Consider the following 15,530-nt stretch of genomic DNA (forward strand, 5'->3'; position numbering starts at 1 on the left):
GCGGACCGGCCGGCGTCAGGCGCGGCCCGAACCGGGGCCGGGCGGACGCGCCGCCGACCGAGAGGTGCGGGAGCGCCGTGGCACCGCAGGCAAGGACGGGGCGGACCGGACGGGTCCCCGCGCCGCGCGTCGGCGCGGACCGCGGCGGTGCCGGGCGGCCGGTGCGCGCGCCGTCGGCGGCCCGGCGGGCGGTACGCCGCCCGCACGGCCGGACATGACGAGCCGCCGAGGCGCCGGACACCGGACGGAGGTGTGGATGTGAGCGGAGCGGGGGAGGACGCGGCGCCGCGCACGGTGGCGCTGTTCGCCTCGTGCGCGGCCGACCTCGCCGCGCCCGGACCGGCACTCGCCGCACTGCGGGTGCTGGCGGCGGCCGGGTTGCGCGTCGAGGTGCCCGAGGCGCAGACCTGCTGCGGACAGGTCGGCCTCAACAGCGGGCACCGGGAACCGGCGAAGCGGCTGATGCGGCGCTGGATCGAAGTGTTCGAGCCCTACGACGCGGTCGTCGGCGTCTCCGGCTCCTGCGTGGCGACCGTCTTCCACCAGTTCGCCCGGGTCCTCGACGGGGAGTGGCGCGGGCGCGCCGAACGGGTCGCCGCGCGCACCTGGGAGTTCACCCGCTTCGTGCACGACCGCGCCGACGGACTCGACCTGGAACTGGACACCTGCGTGACCTGGCACGACTCCTGCCACATGCTGCGCTCGCTCGGCGAGAAGTCCGCGCCCAGGCAGGTCCTCGGCCGGGTACGCGGGCTCACCCTCGCCGAGGCGGCCGACAACGAGGTCTGCTGCGGCTTCGGCGGCACCTTCGCGCTGAAGTACCCCGAACTCTCCTGCGCGATGGCCGACGGCAAACTCGACGACTTCGCCGCCACCCGCTCCGGCGGCCGCACCCCCGAACAGGTGGTGTCCGCCGACGCCACCTGCCTGCTGCACCTGTCCTTGCGCGCCCAGGCGCGCGGCCTGCCGCTGCGCACCGTCCACATCGCCGAACTCCTGGCCGCGGCCCTGCCCGGCGGGCCGCGATCACTGCCCGCGGACGCACGGGACGGGGCGGCGACGTGAGCGGCGCGGTCTCGCTCGGCGGGCCCGGACGCGTGGCGCCGGCCGGAGGCTGCTCCGGCCGCGGCGGGGCGTCGCGGTGCCCGCCCGCGGGCGGTACGGAGAGCGGGCGCGCCCGGAGCGGCCCGACGGGGGAGGGACTGATGGACGAACACCGCAAGCTGACCATCGCACCGGGCGGCGGGGCCGGAGTGCGTCCGGCCGGGGAGGAGGTCCGATGAGCCGGGCACCGCACGAGTCGGCCGCGCTGACCGGGCGCGAGCGGGTGCCGCTGACGCGGCCCGGGTGGGCGGCCGGGGAGCGGCAGGAGCACCGGCGTCCGCTGCCGCTCGTCGCGGCCGAGGCCGTGGCGCGGCCGGAGGCGCGGCGGTCGGGGGCGCGGCTGGCGGACCGCAGCCGCGACTGGCACCGGGGCGGCTGGCCGGAGCCGATGGCCGGGCTGCGCGAGCGGGCGGCCGCGATCCGGCGCGAGACCCTGGCCGACCTGGAGGGGTACCTCGCGGCTCTGACCGAGCGGATCACCGAGCACGGCGGCACCGTGCACCGCGCCGCGACCGCGGCCGACGCCGCCGCGGCCGTGCGGCGGATCGCGGCCGGAGCCGGGGCGCGGCTGGTGGTGAAGTCCAAGTCCATGGTCACCGAGGAGATCGAGCTGAACCGGGCGCTGGAGGCCGACGGCGTCGAGGTGGTCGAGACGGACCTGGGCGAGTACATCGTGCAGCTCGGCGACGAGCGGCCCTCGCACATCATCGCGCCCGCCGTGCACCTGGGCCGCGAGGACGTGGCCGACCGCTTCGAGGCGCTGGCCGGTCGGCGGCTGGACCGGGACGCCGCCGCGCTCGCGTCCTTCGCCCGCGGGCGGCTGCGCGAGGACTTCCGCCGCGCCGACATGGGCGTGACCGGCGTGAACTTCGCGGTCGCCGAGACCGGCACGCTGGTCACCGTCACCAACGAGGGCAACGCCCGTATGGTCACCTCGCAGCCGAGGGTGCACGTCGCGGTGATGACGCTGGAGAAGGTGATCCCGCGGATGGCCGACCTGGGCACCCTGATCCCGCTGCTGTCCTACGCCGGAACCCGCCAACCCGTCACCGTCTACCAGTCGATGGTCACCGGGCCGCGCCGCGAGGGCGAGACCGACGGACCCGAGGAGCTGCACGTCGTCATCCTGGACAACGGCCGCAGCCGGATCGCCCGGGGGAAGTACGCCGAGGTGCTGGCCTGCATCCGCTGCGGCGCCTGCCAGACCGCGTGCCCGGTCTTCCGCACCCTGGGCGGCGGCCACGCCTACGGCGCCACCTACGGAGGGCCGATCGGCGCGGTGCTCTCGCCGCTGCTGGGGGAGCATCCGGCCGACGCGGGGCTGCCGTTCCTGTCCAGCCTCTGCGGCGCGTGCGGAGACGTCTGCCCGGTCAAGATCCCGCTGCCGGACATGCTGGTGGACCTGCGCGCCGACCACGCCGAGCGGGCCGCGCCCGCCGCCCTCGCGGCCCGGGCCGGATGGCGAGCGTGGGCGGCCGCCTGGTCGAGCGGCCGCGGCTACGCGCTGTCGGTCGCCGCCGCCCGCCTCGGCTCCCGCCTGCTGCCCCGGCGCCTGCTCGCGGCCCTGCCGGGTCCGCAGCGCCGCTGGGCGCGCGGCCGCACCCTTCCCGACCTGCGCGAAGCGGGCCGGTTCCGGCGGACCCTGCGCGCCCTGCGGCCCCGTCGCGAAGGCCCGGCCGACCGGCCCGAGGAGGTGGGCCCGTGAGCCCGGCCGGACGGGACGGGGCCGCCGAGCCGGGCGGTGACGCGCCGGGACGGCCGGGCGGCGTGGGCTCCGGTGCGGGCGGAGCCGGCGACCGCGGCGGCGCGGTGCGGACGTCTGGCACCGGAGCGGTCGACCCCGGAGGCGCGTCCGGTCGCGTGAACGCGGACGGCGCGCGTGGTCTGAGCGGCGACGTGGCGGCGGCTCCCGTGAGCGGTGATGCGGGCGGCGGGCATGGCGCCGCGGCCGGTGACGCGCTGGCGGGGCCCGCAGCGGCGGATCCCGGCGGTGCGGCGACGGCCGCCGGAGGCGGGGCCGGAAACCTCGCGGACCGGTTCGCGGCGGCCCTGGAGGCGGTCGGCGGGCGGGTGCACCGGGCGGCGGACCCGGCCGAAGCGGCGGAGCGGGTGCGCGGGCTCTGCGGGGAGCGGCCGGTGGCGGCCGACCGGGACGAGGTGCTGGCCGGGGTGGTGTCCGGGCTGGTGCTGGTCGACGACCCGTGGGCGGCGGAGTTCGGACTGACCACGGCGCTGGCCGCGGCGGCCGATACCGGCACGCTCGCGCTGGCCTACGACCGCGACCACCCGCGCGGCACCTCGCTGGTGCCGCCGGTGCACATCGCGGTGGTCCCGGCCGACCGGCTGGTGCCCGGCTACGCCGACGCCGTGGCGCGGCTGGCCGCGCTGCGCCCCGTCCCCTCGGGTATGCAGATGATCAGCGGGCCGAGCAGTTCGGGCGATATCGAGATGGAGCTGGTGCGGGGGATGCACGGTCCGCTCGCCCTGCACGTCGTCCTGGTCGGTGGCTGAGCCGTGCGTCCGCGCTGGTCGGCGCGGTGCGTTGACGGGTCTACGCAAGCGAGTGCAAGAATTTGCGGAAACTGACGTAGAGTGGGCCCATGACACGGCGATTGGCTGAGGTGGCGAAGAAGGTCGGGGTCAGCGAGGCGACCGTGAGCCGGGTCCTCAACGACCGGCCAGGGGTGTCGGAGAGCACCCGGGCGGCGGTGCTCACCGCGCTGGACGTGATGGGCTACGAGCGGCCCACCCAGCTGCGCGGCGACCGCGCCCGGCTGGTCGGCTTGGTCCTGCCCGAGCTGCAGAACCCCATCTTCCCCGCGCTGGCCGACGTCATCGGCAACGCCCTCGCGCAGCGCGGCTTCACCCCGGTGCTGTGCACCCGCACCACTCAGGGCGTGTCCGAGGCCGACTACGTGTCGATGCTGCTGGAGCAGCACGCCTCCGGCGTGATCTTCGCGGGCGGGCTGTACGCCCAGGCCGACGCCGCCCACGGCCACTACCGGCGGATGCACGAGCGCAAGCTGCCGGTGGTGCTGATCAACGCCGCCATCGACGGCCTGGGCTTCGCCCGGGTGACCTGCGACGACAGAGTGGCTGTGGAGCAGGGGCTGGCGCACCTGCGCGCGCTCGGCCACGAGCGGGTCGGCGTGGTGCTCGGCCCGCCCGACCACGTCCCCTCGCGGGCCAAGCTGGCGGCCTTCCGCGCCCTGGGCGAGCGCCACGGCATGGACGTCGGCGAGGAAGCGGTGGAGCACGCCATGTTCTCGCTGGAGAGCGGCCAGGTGGCCGCGGGCCGGCTGCTGGACCGGGGCGTCACCGGCCTGCTGTGCGCCAACGACCCCCTCGCCCTCGGGGTGGTGCGGGCGGCCCGCCGGCGCGGCCTGTCGGTGCCCGGCGAGGTGTCGGTGGTCGGCTACGACGACTCCGCCTTCATGAACTGCACCGACCCGCCGCTGACCACCGTGCGCCAGCCCATCGAGGCGATGGGCCGGGCCGCCGTGGAGCTGCTGGCCGGGCAGATCGACGGCGGCGCCACCACGGCCGAGGAGCTGATGTTCGACCCCGAGCTGGTGGTGCGCGGCTCCACCGGCCCGGTGGCGCGCGCCCGCGACCTCGACGGGGCGTCGCGGATTACGGGCTGAACGGGGGCGGCGCTCCGTTTCGTGTTGCCGTGCTCCGCCTCGCAGTGCGCGCCACCGCCGTCTACCGTGAGCGTCCGGCTCCCGCCGTCCGCCGCCGCACCGCCCGACCGATCCCCCTCCCGCCCAGGGGGGCGACCCCACATCCAGTCTCCCGCGATCCGGTGCGCCGGGGGAAGGGCGGGCGGGGCGGCTGTGGACGACCGGCCTCGGCGGCACGCTTCTGTGGACGAACCGCGGTCCGGGTTTGACACCGTGAGGGAACTCGACACCCGAGGGGATCTTGCGGCCGGTGCTGGCAGCGACGCGTGCGGCGTCGGTTCGGCTGGTGCGCTCGCCCGCCCGCCGCACGCACGCCACCGCCCGCGTCGAGCCCCCCACCCCGTGCCCGTGGCGCTCCGCCCGGCGCCCGGCCCGCCGCAACCTGGTCAAGCCGTGAGCGAGGGCACCGCGGCGGCGACCGCGTACGCGATGACGGGCCCGTAGGGCGAGCATCGAGGCGAGCGCGTGGCGGGCGCCCGCCCGCTCCGGCACCCGGGTCGGGCCGGCCAAGGCGAGGCGGCCGAGGGCCGTCCGGACGGGTCGGAGTGCGGCGAGAGGCTCCACGTCCCCGTCGCCTCGCGCCCCGTGGAGCAACCGGAGAGCCGGCACAGCGCCGCCGAGGGCGGTGAGAAGAGTGCGGCGGCAGCGGCATCCCCGCCATCCGAGCGGCCGCACCGCCCGCGTCCGCGCGTCATAGGGCCCGGGCCCTGGGTCGCTCAATTCGAGGACCCCACGTCAGCACACCTGCCTCCCGCACGCCTTCGACGTAGTGTCGATTTTTTACGGAATCTCGTCAAGATATTGCGGTCAACCGTCTGAGATGTCTATGGTGAGCGTCACAAATTTGAGGGCCTTGAGGGCTTCGCCGGGACGGTCCGCGGATCGTCCGCGGCGGAGAAGGGACATCGAGCCATGAACAGACCGCCCAGCAGCAGACCCCGCCTCCTCCGGGCGGGTGCCGTCCTCGTCGCGGCCGGTACGGTCCTCGCCGCCACCGCCTGCGGCGGGTCGGCCGACGACGGGTCCGGCGACGGCCGGGTCACCATCACCGTCAACGGCCGCCCGCCCGAGGCGCAGGCGGTCGAGCGGGCGATGTTCGACGCGGACGTGGCCGAGTTCGAGGAGGCCCACCCCGAGATCGACCTGGAGGCGGTGGAGGGGTTCATGGACCCCAACACCTTCGCCGCCCGGCTCGCCGGCGGCCAGCTGGAGGACGTCTTCTACGTCTACTTCACCGACCCCGCCAACCTGATCGCCCGAGGCCAGGCCGCCGACATCACCGAGCAGGCGGCCGACATGGCGATCCTGGACAGCGTCCGCCCCGACGCGCTCGACGTGTTCCGCGACGGAGAGGGCCGCCTCTACGGCATCCCCACCGCGAACTACTCGATGGGCCTCCTCTACAACCGCGCCCTGTTCGAGGAGGCCGGCCTCGACCCCGACGCGCCCCCGGAGACCTGGGAGGAGGTCCGCGAGGCCGCCGACGCGATCGCCGGCCTCGGCGACGACAGGGTCGGCTTCGCCGAGCTGAGCGCCAACAACCAGGGCGGCTGGCACTTCACCGCCTGGATGTACGCCATGGGCGGCCAGGTGGTCGACACCGGCGGCGAGACGCCCGTCGCCGCCTTCAACAACGAGCAGGGCCGCGCCGTGCTGCGGTACCTGCACGACATGCGCTGGGCGGACGGCTCCATGGGGGAGCAGCAGCTCCTGGAGTTCGAGGACGCGCAGCGGATGATGGGCTCGGGCAACCTCGGCATGTACCTCGCCGCCCCCGACAACGTCAGCCAGCTCGTCAACCAGTTCGAGGGCGACTTCGACGACTACGGCCTCGCGCCGATGCCCGGCGGCCTGGGCACCCTGGCCGGCGGCGAGGGCTACATGTTCAACCCGGCCGCCACCCCCGAGCAGATCGAGGCCGGCCTCACCTACCTGGAGTGGCGCTTCCTCAACCCCGACCGCTTCCAGGCGCGCATCGACCGCAGCCTGGACAACGACGCCCCCGTCGGCCTGCCGATGCCGCCCACCCCCGACATCTGGACGGGTGAGATCCGCGAGCAGCAGGAGGCGCTGCGGCTGGAGAACGCCAACGTTCCGGTCGAGAACTACCAGCCCTTCGTCGACGCGGCCGAGCAGATGCCCACCCGCATCGAGCCGCCGCGCGCCCAGGAGGTCTACGCGGTGCTGGACACCGTCATGCAGGCGGTGCTCACCGACGAGGCCGCCGACTTCGACGCCCTGCTCGGCGAGGCGGAGACCGCCGTCAACGAACTGCTCGCCCGGCCGAGCTGACCGCAGAGCCCTCCAGCGGGTCCGGGGCGCGGCCGGCGCGCCCCGGACCCCGGCCCCCGGGAGTCCCGATGACCAACGCCACCCGGCGCCGCGGCCGCGCGGCCGCCGCATCCGACGCGCCCGCCACCGGCGCCTTCCGCCGCCGCGGGCGCCCGGACCCGGCCGCGCGGCCCGCGGGCGCCGCGCCGAGCCGCCGCGTGCGGCCGGCCGAGAACGCGATCGCGTACGCCTTCCTCGCCGCGGCGCTGGTCTGCTTCGCGGTGTTCTCGTGGTTCCCCATCGTGCGCGGGGTACTGCTCAGCTTCCAGCGGGAGAACTTCGTCGCCCCGCCCACCTGGGTGGGCCTGGACAACTTCCAGCGGGTGATCGGGGACCCGCTGTTCGTCACCGCCTGGGCCAACACCGGCTACTTCACCATCCTCGCGCTGATCTTCGGCTTCGCGGTGCCCTTCGCCGTGGCGGTGCTGCTGAACGAGATCCGGCACGCACGCGGCTACTTCCGGCTGCTGGTCTACCTGCCGGTGATGCTGCCCCCGATCGTCACCGCGCTGCTGTGGCGCTGGTTCTACGACCCCGGGCCCGGCCTGTTCAACGAGACCCTGCGCGCGCTGAACCTGCCCACCCTGGAGTGGCTGAACTCCGGCGACACCGCCATGTTCTCGCTGGTGCTCGTCTCCACCTGGGGAAACATGGGCACCGCCACCCTGATCTACCTGGCCGCGCTGCAGAACATCCCCGGCGAGCTGTACGAGGCGGCCGAACTGGACGGCGCGGGCGTGTGGCAGCGCATCCGGCACGTCACCGTCCCGCAGACCCGCTTCGTGCTGCTCGCCCTGCTGCTGCTCCAGATCGTCGCCACCATGCAGGTCTTCACCGAGCCCTACATCATGACGGCCGGCGGCCCCGAGAACGCCACCGTGACGGTCCTGCTGCTGCTCTACCGCTACGCGTTCGTCTACAGCGACTTCGGCGCGGCCAGCGCGCTGAGCCTGATGCTGTTCGTCGCGCTCGGCGCGTTCTCCGCCCTGTACCTGCGCATCACCCGCTCGACGGGCTGACGGGAGGCCCCCATGGCAATCGCACCCCTGCGCCGCCCGCCCGCCCACCGCGCGCCGCGGCCCGCGAAGCGCGCGCCGCGCACCACCCGCACGCTGCTGTCCCCGGCCCAGCTGCGCGGGCCGGCCGGGCGGATCGGCTACTGGACCGTCTTCCTCACCGTGTTCGTCGTCTTCACCCTCGTGTTCCTGTTCCCGCTCTACTGGGCGGTGACGGGCGCGATGAAGGGGTCGGCCGAACTCGTCCGCACGCCCCCCACCCTCTTCCCGGACCGGTGGCACCTGGACACCTACCTGGCCGCGTGGTCGGTGATGGACCTGGGCCGCTACTTCTGGAACACGATCGTGGTGGTCGGCGGCGCCTGGTTGTTCCAGCTCGCGGTGGCGGTGCCGGCCGCCTACGCGCTGTCGAAGCTGCGGCCGGTCCTCGGCCGCGCGATCCTCGGCATGATGCTGGGCACCCTGATGCTGCCGGCCGCCGCCCTGCTCGTCCCCACCTACCTCACCGTGGTGGAGGTGCCGCTGCTGGGCATCAACCTCATCAACAGCCCGTGGGCGATCTGGCTGCCGCTGGGCGCCAACGCGTTCAACGTGTACCTGCTCAAGCGCTTCTTCGACCAGATCCCCGACGCGCTGCTGGACGCGGCCCGCATCGACGGCGCCGGGCCGCTCACCGTGATGGTCCGCATCGTGCTGCCGCTGTCGCGGCCCATCCTCGCGGTGGTGTCGATCTTCGCGATCGTCGCGGCCTGGAAGGACTTCATCTGGCCGCTGCTGGTCTTCCCCGACCCGGCCAGGCAGACCCTCAGCGTCGCACTGGCCAGGATCGAGCAGGAGATGCCGACGAACATGCTGATCGCGGGGCTGGTGCTGGCCGCCCTGCCGGTGATCCTCGTCTTCCTGGTCTTCCAGCGCAGCATCCTGTCCGGCATCTCCGAGGGCGGCCTGCGGGGCTGACCCGCTCCCGGCCGCCCGCACCGCCCCGTCAAGGAAGGAACACCCGTGCCCGACGTCCCGGCCGCTCCCGCTCCCGCGACCGACGCGCCCTGGTGGCGCCGCGCCGCCATCTACCAGGTGTACCCGCGCAGCTTCGCCGACGGCGACGGCGACGGGGTGGGCGACCTGCCCGGCCTGCGCGCCCGGCTGCCCTACCTGGCGCGCCTGGGCGTCGACGCGATCTGGATGAGCCCGTGGTACCCGTCGCCGCTCGCCGACGGCGGCTACGACGTGGCCGACTACCGCGACATCCACCCCGCGTTCGGCAGCCTCGGGGAGGCGGAGAAGCTGATCGCCGCCGCGCACGACCTCGGCATCCGGATCATCATCGACATCGTCCCCAACCACTGCTCCGACGAGCACCCGTGGTTCCAGGCCGCGCTGGCCGCCGGGCCCGGCTCGCCCGAGCGGGCGCGCTTCTGGTTCCGGCCCGGGCGCGGCCCCGGCGGCGCCGAGCCGCCGACCAACTGGCGCTCGCGCTTCGGCGGGCCCGCCTGGACCCGGGTGACCGAGCCCGACGGCGCCCCCGGCGAGTGGTACCTGCACCTCTACAGCCGTGAGCAGCCCGACTTCAACTGGGAGCACCCGCAGGTGCGGGCGGAGTTCGAGGACATCCTGCGGTTCTGGTTCGACCGCGGCGTCGACGGCTTCCGCATCGACGTCGCCGACGGCCTGGTCAAGGACCCCTCCCTGCCCGACGTCCTCCCGCAGGCCCCCGAGGAGCCGTTCAGCGACCTCGACGGCGTGCACGAGATCTACCGGTCCTGGCGGCGGATCGCCGACGGCTACCCGGGCGAGCGCGTGTTCGTCGGCGAGATGTGGCTGCCGGACCGGGAGCGCTTCGCCCGCTACCTGCGCGCCGACGAGCTGCACTCCGCGTTCAACTTCGACTTCCTCAGCTGCCCGTGGGACCCGGCCGCGCTGCGCGAGGTGATCGACGCGACCCGGGCCGCGCACGCCCCCGTCGGCGCCCCGGCCACCTGGGTGCTGTCCAACCACGACGTCACCCGGCACGTCACCCGCTACGGCCGGGAGAGGACCTCCTTCGAGTTCGCCGATCGGCAGCACGGCGCGCCCACCGACCGCGCGCTCGGCACCCGCAGGGCGCGCGCCGCGGCGCTGCTGACGATGGCGCTGCCCGGCTGCGTCTACGTGTACCAGGGCGAGGAGCTGGGCCTGTGGGAGGTCGAGGACCTGCCCGACGAGCTGCGCCAGGACCCGGTCTGGGAGCGCTCGGGCCGCACCGACCGGGGCCGCGACGGCTGCCGGGTGCCGCTGCCGTGGTCGGGCGGGCGGCCCCCCTTCGGCTTCGGCCCCGACGGCGCCGACGCGCAGCCGTGGCTGCCGCAGCCCGCAGAGTGGGCCGGGCACACGGCGGAGGCGCAGGCCGGCGACCCCGGCTCGATGCTGGAGCTGTACCGGGCCGCGCTGCGGCTGCGCCGCGAGGAGCCCGCGCTCGGCGACGGCGGCATGCGCTGGCTGCCCGCGCCCGAGGGCGTACTGGCCTTCAGCAGGGAGCCCGGCTTCGCCTGCGTGGTGAACCTGGGCGCCGCGGCGGCGGCGCTGCCCGGCGGATACCGGCCGGTGCTGGCCAGCGGACCGCTCGACGGCGGCGGGCTGCCGCCGGACACGGCGGTATGGCTGCGGACCAACGACTGACATCCCGCACGAGGCCGGACGCGACGGCGAGGGGGCGCGCCCACCGACGCACCGAGACGACCCGAGCGGAAGGAGGCGACAGGCACGGGGGCCGCGACCGGCCCTCGCACCACCCCGCTACCGGGCGCCCGCGCGCCCGGCGTTCCACCCAGAAAGGTGTGTGCTCCCATGACAGGGAGAGCAGGAAGCACGGACCGTCCCCCGAGCACGCCGTCCGCCCACCTCGTCCGCCGTCCGCGCCGTGCGCTCCTGGCCGCCGCGACGGCCCTGCTCACCGCCGCGGCCGGCCTGGCCGCGGCGGCGCCCGCCCAGGCCGACGACCCGCAGATCCTCCGCGGCGCCGACCTGCCGTTCACCACCCGGCAGGCCGAGGACGCCGCCACCAACGGCACCGTCCTCGGCCCCGACCGCACCTTCGGGCAGCTGCCCGCCGAGGCGTCGGGCCGCGAGGCCGTGCGGCTGGACGCCGACGGCGAGTACGTCGAGTTCACCCTCACCGAGCCGGCCAACTCGATCGTGGTGCGCTACAGCATCCCCGACAACGCGGCCGGGACCGGCATCAGCGACTCCCTGTCGCTGTACGTCGACGGCGCGCACGACCGCGACCTCGACGTCACCTCCCAGTACGCCTGGTACTACGGGAGCTACCCCTTCACCAACAACCCCTCGGCCGGCAACCAGCACCACTTCTACGACGACACCCGCGCCCTGCTCGGCCGCACCCTGCCGGCCGGCACCGAGGTGCGGCTCCAGGTCGACGCCGGCGACGACGCCCCCTGGTACGTGATCGACCTGGTCGACTTCGAGCAGGTCGCGCCGCCCGCCGCCCAGCCGGCCGGATCGCTGTCGGTGACCGAGTTCGGCGCCGACCCCACCGGCGCGGCCGACTCCTCCAACGCCTTCGACGCGGCCGTCGCGGCCGGGCAGGCGCAGGACCGGACGGTGTGGATCCCGGCCGGCAGCTTCCGGATCACCCGGCACATCGTGGTGCACGACGTCACGATCCGCGGCGCCGGGCCGTGGCACTCCGTGCTCACCGGCAACGGCGTCGGGATCTACGGCCGCTGGACCCCGGCCAGCACCAATGTGCACCTGCACGACTTCGCCATCTTCGGCGACGTGCGCGAGCGCAACGACGGCCACCAGATCAACGGGATCGGCGGCGCCATCGGCGGCGGCTCGGTGATCTCCAATATCTGGATCGAGCACACCAAGGTCGGCATGTGGTTCGACGGGCCGATGGACGGCATCACCGTCACCGGCGCGCGGCTGCGCAACCTCACCGCCGACGGCCTCAACTTCCACCGGGGCGTCAGCAACGCCGTCGTGGAGAACACCCACGTGCGCAACTCCGGCGACGACGGCCTGGCGATCTGGTCGCACGAGCAGCGCGACCACCGCATCACCCTGCGCAACAACACCGTCGAGCTGCCGATCCTCGCCAACGGCATCGCCGTGTACGGCGGCGACGACATCACCGTGGTGGACAACGTCGTCCGCGACACCCTCACCCAGGGCGGCGGCCTGCACGCCGGGAACCGGCATACCGCCATCCCCGCCGACGGTCCCATCCGCTTCGAGCGCAACACGCTGGAGCGGGCCGGGGTGCTCGACCCGAACTGGCAGTTCGGGGTGGGGGCGCTGTGGTTCTACGCCCTGGACGCGCCGATGGACGCGCCCATCACCGTGCGCGACATCGACATCATCGACGCCTCGTACCCCGGCATCCACTTCATCGGCAACGCGCCCATCACCAACATCACCTTCGAGGACGTGACCATCAACGGGGCCGGCACCTTCGCGCTCCAGTTGCAGGCGCCCGGCTCGGCGTCCTTCAGCGGTGTCACCGCGACCGGGCTCGGCGCCGACGGCATCTACGACTGCCAGGGCGCCGGCGCGTTCCAGGTCGTCGACGCCGGCGGCAACTCCGGCTGGGACACCCGCTACTGCGGACCGTGGCCCGAGCCGGGCGGAGAGGGCCCCGGCCCGGGGCCCGATCCCGAGCCGGGCGCCAACCTGGCGCGCGGCCGCAGCGTGAGCGCCAGCAGCCAGACCGGCCCCTACGGTCCGGCCAACGCCGTCGACGGCGACGCCCACAGCTACTGGGAGAGCGCCAACGGCTCCTTCCCGCAGCAGCTGACCGTCGACCTCGGCGCGGTCCGCGAAGTGGACCGGGTGGTGCTGCGGCTGCCGCCGCTCGCGGTGTGGGAGCGCCGCAGCCAGCGCGTCGCCGTCCTCGGCGGCCAGGGCACGAGCGGCATGTCCACCCTCTCGGCGGCGGCCGACCGCGTCTTCGACCCGGCGCAGGGCAATGACGTGGAGATCGACCTCCCCGACACCGGCCTGCGCTACCTCCGCCTGGAGTTCACCGCCAACACCGGCTGGCCGGCCGGCCAGGCCTCCGAAGTGGAGGTCTACGCGCCGGCGTGATCCGCCCGACCCGTCCGCCGGCCGCGCGGTGCCTTCCGCGCGGCCGGCGGCGTGCGGTCCGGCCGCGGGTCGGCGGTGTCTGCCGGGCCCGTGCCGGTGCGGGCCGGTACTGTGCCCGCCAGGGTGATCGATCCGGCCGGACTCCGGCCGCGCCGGGCGGACCCGTGAGCGACCGCCAGCGACGAGGAGTGCCGATGCCGTCCGAATCCCTTCAGGCCCCTGCGGGCGGGCCGGCGCGCGTGCTGGTGACCGGGGCGGCCGGGCTGCTCGGCCGGGCCGTGCTGGCACGCTACGCGGCGGCCGGCGTGGCGGTGACCGCGCTGGTGGAGGCCGACCCGGGCGACCTGCCGGCCGACCGGGTCGCGGTCGGCGACGCCCGCGACCCGGAGCTGGTCGCGGAGGCGCTGCGTGATGTGGACGCGGTCGCGCACCTGGCCGCCATCCCCCGTCCGGGCGGCGGTGTGCCCGACGAGCACGTGTTCGCGAACAACACGGCGGCCACCTTCACCGTGCTCGACGGCGCCGGGCGCGCCGGAGTGCACAGGGCGGTGACCGCTTCCAGCCTGGCGGCCACCGGCACCTCCTTCGGCTGGGAGAAGGCCCCTCCCGCGTACCTGCCGCTGGACGAGTCGGTGCCGCTGCGGCCCGCCGACCCCTACGCGCTGTCCAAGCAGACCGACGAGGCGACGGCCGCGATGGTCGCCCGCAGGTACGGCATGTCGGTGACGGCCCTGCGCTTCCCGCACCTGGCCGCGCCGCCCGAGTCGAAGGAGGGGCTGGCGGCGCACTACTGCGTCGATCCGGCGGTGGGCGCCCCGCACCTGTGGGCGTACCTGCACCCCGACGACGCCGCCCGCGCCTGCGCGCTGGCGCTGACCGTGCCCGGCCCCGGCCGGCACGTCGCCTTCCTGGCCGCTCCGCGCACCTATGCCGCCCAGCCGACCGAGGAGCTGCTGGCCCGCTACCACCCCGACGTGCCGCGCCGGGCGCTGCTGCCGGGGCGTGCCGTGCCGATCGACACCCGGCACGCCCGCGAGCTGCTCGGCTTCGAGGCGGAGCTGCTCTGGCCGGAGCCGGAGGACCTGTAGCGCTCAGCGCCGGTTGCCCGCGCGCAGCCAGGCGATGTAGTCGGCGACGGCGCGCTCGGTGTCGTAGGCGGGCCGGTATCCGGTGTCCTGGTGGATCCGGGTGATGTCGAGGTGGTTCCGCGGACCGGTTCCGCCCGAGGGCAGGTCGACCTTGGCGCCGGGGATGACGGACTTGATCGCGGCGATGATCTCGGCGTTGGTCGTGGCGCGGCCGGACGCGACGTTGTAGGTGCGGTGGCTTAGCCGGTCGGCGAGCTGGAGCAGTGCGATGGCCCGGCCGGCGTCCTTGACGTAGCACAGGTCGAGCGCGTCCTCCGCGTGTGCGGGCGCGATGAGCGGCGAGAGGTCCGGTTCGGTGCCGCGGACGGCGGCGTGGACCAGTTCGGGGGCGGCGAAGAACAGCGGCCCGTGGGGTTCGAGCGGACCCCAGATGCCGGAGATGCGGTAGTCGATGATCTCGATGCCGGTGGCGTCGGCCAGGTGGCCGTTGATCAGCTCGCCGATCTTCTTGAAGGTCGGGATCAGGTGCGGCGCCGTCATCGGCAGCGGCAGGTCCTCGCGGAGCGCGCCCTGCGCGGCGGCGCCGGTGTAGACGCCGATCGTGCTCGCGACGCCCATCCGCCGCACCCCCCAGTCGGCGGCGGCCTGGATGACGTTGAGCAGGCCGCCGATCGCGGTGCGCGCCGCCTCGACCGGGCGCTCGGTGTCGGGCGGCCAGGGCATGGACCCCGCCAGGTGCACGATGCCGGTGATCTTGTGGCGTGCGCCGACGTCCAGCAGCGACGCGAGGTCGGTGATATCGGCCCGCTCCACCGCGAGCTGACCGGAGCCGAGAAAGGCGGGCGGCTCGGCCGCGCGGCGCTGGACCACCACGCATTCCTCGCCCATGTCCAGCAGCGCCCGCACGGTGTGCGAGCCGATGAAGCCGAGACCGCCGGTGACCAGGATCATCTGTAGCCCTCTCCTGAGGTCTGGATCGATCACCCCGCGCCGCCGCGGGCCGTGCCCGGCCGGCGGTCGAAGGGGAGGAGCCGCCCACTCGGAATTAAGTGGAACACTCTTCCGGAAATATATGGAAAACTGTTCCGCTTTGTCAATCCCGCCTCGCCCCCGCGATCCGCGGCCCAGCCCATCCCCCACTCACGCTCGCACTCACACCCCCGCCCTCCCTGGGGGGACGACCCCACGTCCAGTCTCGCGCCCCGGCGTGCGCCCCGACCAGG

The 15,530-nt window shown here is 74.7% G+C and carries 12 protein-coding genes; 11 read left to right on the plus strand and 1 reads right to left on the minus strand.

Annotation, left to right across the window (positions count from 1 at the left end; all coding sequences use genetic code 11):
* The first annotated feature begins 258 nt into the window (after positions 1 to 258).
* The 11 genes from CLV72_RS04075 (at position 259) to CLV72_RS04120 (ending at position 14,307) form a co-directional block, all read left to right on the plus strand.
* Positions 259 to 1,065, plus strand: coding sequence for a (Fe-S)-binding protein (locus tag CLV72_RS04075; protein ID WP_170140864.1), 807 nt, complete (start codon positions 259 to 261; stop codon positions 1,063 to 1,065).
* Positions 1,066 to 1,279: 214 nt separating this feature from the next.
* Positions 1,280 to 2,809 carry an LUD domain-containing protein gene (locus CLV72_RS04080; protein WP_106239406.1) on the plus strand — a complete coding sequence of 510 codons (1,530 nt, stop codon included), beginning with the start codon at positions 1,280 to 1,282 and terminating at the stop codon, positions 2,807 to 2,809.
* Positions 2,810 to 3,015: 206 nt separating this feature from the next.
* Positions 3,016 to 3,615, plus strand: a complete 600-nt coding sequence (locus tag CLV72_RS04085) for a LutC/YkgG family protein (protein ID WP_146159328.1) — start codon at positions 3,016 to 3,018, stop codon at positions 3,613 to 3,615.
* A gap of 89 nt (positions 3,616 to 3,704) precedes the next feature.
* The gene (locus tag CLV72_RS04090) at positions 3,705 to 4,748 is read left to right on the plus strand and encodes a LacI family DNA-binding transcriptional regulator (protein WP_106239413.1); all 1,044 of its coding nucleotides are present in this window, start codon (positions 3,705 to 3,707) and stop codon (positions 4,746 to 4,748) included.
* Between the two features lie 289 nt (positions 4,749 to 5,037).
* The gene (locus CLV72_RS32045) at positions 5,038 to 5,184 is read left to right on the plus strand and encodes a hypothetical protein (protein ID WP_170140865.1); all 147 of its coding nucleotides are present in this window, start codon (positions 5,038 to 5,040) and stop codon (positions 5,182 to 5,184) included.
* Between the two features lie 515 nt (positions 5,185 to 5,699).
* Positions 5,700 to 7,079 carry an ABC transporter substrate-binding protein gene (locus CLV72_RS04095; protein ID WP_106239417.1) on the plus strand — a complete coding sequence of 460 codons (1,380 nt, stop codon included), beginning with the start codon at positions 5,700 to 5,702 and terminating at the stop codon, positions 7,077 to 7,079.
* A gap of 68 nt (positions 7,080 to 7,147) precedes the next feature.
* The gene (locus tag CLV72_RS04100; RefSeq protein ID WP_106239420.1) at positions 7,148 to 8,137 is read left to right on the plus strand and encodes a carbohydrate ABC transporter permease; all 990 of its coding nucleotides are present in this window, start codon (positions 7,148 to 7,150) and stop codon (positions 8,135 to 8,137) included.
* 12 nt (positions 8,138 to 8,149) lie between these two features.
* Positions 8,150 to 9,091 (plus strand): carbohydrate ABC transporter permease, encoded by a 942-nt coding sequence (locus CLV72_RS04105; RefSeq protein WP_106239424.1) that lies wholly within the window; start codon positions 8,150 to 8,152, stop codon positions 9,089 to 9,091.
* 45 nt (positions 9,092 to 9,136) lie between these two features.
* Positions 9,137 to 10,789, plus strand: a complete 1,653-nt coding sequence (locus CLV72_RS04110) for a glycoside hydrolase family 13 protein (protein ID WP_106239427.1) — start codon at positions 9,137 to 9,139, stop codon at positions 10,787 to 10,789.
* A 168-nt stretch (positions 10,790 to 10,957) separates the two neighbouring features.
* Complete coding sequence (locus CLV72_RS04115) at positions 10,958 to 13,219, plus strand: discoidin domain-containing protein (protein ID WP_106239428.1); 2,262 nt, start codon at positions 10,958 to 10,960, stop codon at positions 13,217 to 13,219.
* 194 nt (positions 13,220 to 13,413) lie between these two features.
* Entirely contained in the window at positions 13,414 to 14,307 is an 894-nt protein-coding gene (locus tag CLV72_RS04120) for an NAD-dependent epimerase/dehydratase family protein (protein WP_106239431.1), read from the plus strand.
* A gap of 3 nt (positions 14,308 to 14,310) precedes the next feature.
* On the opposite strand, the gene CLV72_RS04125 is transcribed toward CLV72_RS04120, so the two are convergent.
* Positions 14,311 to 15,258, minus strand: coding sequence for an NAD-dependent epimerase/dehydratase family protein (locus CLV72_RS04125; RefSeq protein ID WP_106239433.1), 948 nt, complete (start codon positions 15,256 to 15,258; stop codon positions 14,311 to 14,313).
* Between the last annotated feature and the right edge of the window lie 272 nt (positions 15,259 to 15,530).

It is taken from the genome of Allonocardiopsis opalescens, from assembly GCF_003002095.1.
GTDB classification, from domain to species: Bacteria; Actinomycetota; Actinomycetes; order Streptosporangiales; family Streptosporangiaceae; genus Allonocardiopsis; species Allonocardiopsis opalescens.

Excerpts from the sequence above, each read along its gene's own strand:
- CLV72_RS04080 (WP_106239406.1), top strand. The coding sequence starts at position 1,280 with ATGAGCCGGGCACCGCACGAGTCGGCCGCGCTGACCGGGCGCGAGCGG.
- CLV72_RS04090 (WP_106239413.1), top strand. The coding sequence starts at position 3,705 with ATGACACGGCGATTGGCTGAGGTGGCGAAGAAGGTCGGGGTCAGCGAG.
- CLV72_RS04095 (WP_106239417.1), top strand. The coding sequence starts at position 5,700 with ATGAACAGACCGCCCAGCAGCAGACCCCGCCTCCTCCGGGCGGGTGCC.
- CLV72_RS04100 (WP_106239420.1), top strand. The coding sequence starts at position 7,148 with ATGACCAACGCCACCCGGCGCCGCGGCCGCGCGGCCGCCGCATCCGAC.
- CLV72_RS04105 (WP_106239424.1), top strand. The coding sequence starts at position 8,150 with ATGGCAATCGCACCCCTGCGCCGCCCGCCCGCCCACCGCGCGCCGCGG.
- CLV72_RS04115 (WP_106239428.1), top strand. The coding sequence starts at position 10,958 with ATGACAGGGAGAGCAGGAAGCACGGACCGTCCCCCGAGCACGCCGTCC.
- CLV72_RS04120 (WP_106239431.1), top strand. The coding sequence starts at position 13,414 with ATGCCGTCCGAATCCCTTCAGGCCCCTGCGGGCGGGCCGGCGCGCGTG.
- CLV72_RS04125 (WP_106239433.1), bottom strand. The coding sequence starts at position 15,258 with ATGATCCTGGTCACCGGCGGTCTCGGCTTCATCGGCTCGCACACCGTG.